Source organism: Pseudomonas nicosulfuronedens (genome assembly GCF_005877905.1).
In the GTDB taxonomy this organism is placed as follows: Bacteria; Pseudomonadota; Gammaproteobacteria; order Pseudomonadales; family Pseudomonadaceae; genus Pseudomonas; species Pseudomonas nicosulfuronedens.
Map to the genome: position 1 here is coordinate 1 of NZ_SWDV01000120.1, position 1,000 is coordinate 1,000.

Sequence of the window (1,000 nt, forward strand, 5' to 3'; positions counted from 1 at the left end):
TGATCCATCAACCCCTGCTGATGGTTGGCCAGCTTGTTCAGCGACTGGCTGACCTGCGCCGACTCCTGCGCCTGGCTCGACAGCGATTCGGTCACATCACGGATGCCAGCGACGTTGCGGTTGATCTCCTCGGCCACCGCACTTTGCTCCTCGGCGGCGCTGGCGATCTGCAGGTTCATGTCGGTGATCACACCCACCGCATCGCCGATGCGTTTCAGCGCGGCCACGGCCTGTTCGACCTGACTTACGCTGTCCTGCGCCTGACGGTGGCTGTTGCTCATCGCGCCGACCACATCACGGGTGCCGTTCTGCAGGCCCTCGATGACCTGGCGGATTTCCTCCACCGAATCCTGAGTGCGCTTGGCAAGGTTGCGTACCTCGTCGGCGACCACCGCGAAGCCGCGGCCGGCTTCACCGGCGCGGGCCGCTTCGATGGCGGCGTTGAGGGCCAGCAGGTTGGTCTGCTCGGCGATGCCGCGGATCACTTCCAGCACCGAACCGATCTGTTCACTGCTCGCCGCCAACCCTTCGACCTGGCTCATGGCGCTGCTCATGTCACTGGCGAGCTCATCGATCAGGCGGGTGGTGTTGTCGATGACATTGAGGCCATCGCGGGTTGCCCCGTCGGCGCCACGGGCGGCGTCGGCGGCCATGGCAGCACTGTTGGCGACGTCGTGGGCGGTGGCGCTCATCTCTTGCGAGGCGGTGGCGACCTGGTCGACTTCGCGGAATTGCTGCTGCATGCCGGCGCTGGTCTGGCTGGCGATCTCCGAGGACTGGTCGGCCGTGGCGCGGGCGTCCTGCACCGAGGATTTCACGTCGCGGATGATCGGCTGCAGCTTGTCGAGGAAGCGGTTGAACCAGCCAGCCAGCTCGCCCAGCTCGTCCTTGCCGCTGTAGTCCAGGCGCTTGGTCAGGTCGCCCTCGCCGCTGGCGATGTTGCGCAGCATGGCAGCAACGTTGAGGATCGGGCGGGTTACGCCACGGGCGGTGAGCCACA

General features: G+C 66.2%; 1 protein-coding gene. It reads right to left on the reverse strand.

Features of this window, described 5'->3' with window-relative positions; genetic code table 11:
• Nucleotides 1-1,000 (reverse strand): methyl-accepting chemotaxis protein (locus FAS41_RS30695; protein WP_138527028.1); only part of this gene is annotated, 1,000 nt, incomplete at both ends.